Origin of the sequence: Pseudoalteromonas sp. bablab_jr011 (assembly GCF_016464045.1) — a bacterium.
Taxonomy (GTDB): domain Bacteria; phylum Pseudomonadota; class Gammaproteobacteria; order Enterobacterales; family Alteromonadaceae; genus Pseudoalteromonas; species Pseudoalteromonas lipolytica.
On record NZ_JACDWU010000015.1, the window covers coordinates 1 to 536 of the forward strand.

Below are 536 nucleotides of genomic sequence, written 5' to 3' on the forward strand. Positions count from 1 at the left end.
GCAGTAACAGTTACTGAAACACCTAACTCCATCGCGTCAACACCATCGCTTACTGTTACTGTAAATTGATGCTCTCCAACGCTTAAACCAGACACTTCTGTAACTGCTGATGTCGGGCTTGCTATTACACCAGGACCTTCCCATGAGAAAGTTAACTCATCATTATCTAAATCATGTGATGCCGATGCATCAAGGGTTAGTACGCCGCCTTCCGTCATTTGTTGAGCACTTGCTTCAACTGAAACGACGGGTGCGTCATTTAAACCTTCAACCGTCAACATAAACGTCGTGCTTGCAGCATCTGATGGGTTCTCAATGTCAGAAACAACCACCGTCACTTCTGTTTCACCGTAGAAATTCTCATTGGGTGTTACGGTGACTGTATCGCCATCAACTTCAAAACTTACATTGTCTGAAATAACTGAAATTTCATTTTTCGAGTTTGTTTCATCAATATAGTGAACATCAAAGCTAATTGCTGTTTCTTCTGTGGTTACCATATCGTCAAGCGCTACAACCGTGATGTTGCTTGGTAC

Annotated in this window: 1 protein-coding gene; it reads right to left on the reverse strand. The window is 42.5% G+C overall.

What is annotated here, in order from left to right:
- Nucleotides 1-536: Ig-like domain-containing protein (locus JIG41_RS00210; protein WP_409372698.1), on the reverse strand; the 536-nt coding region annotated here is incomplete at both ends.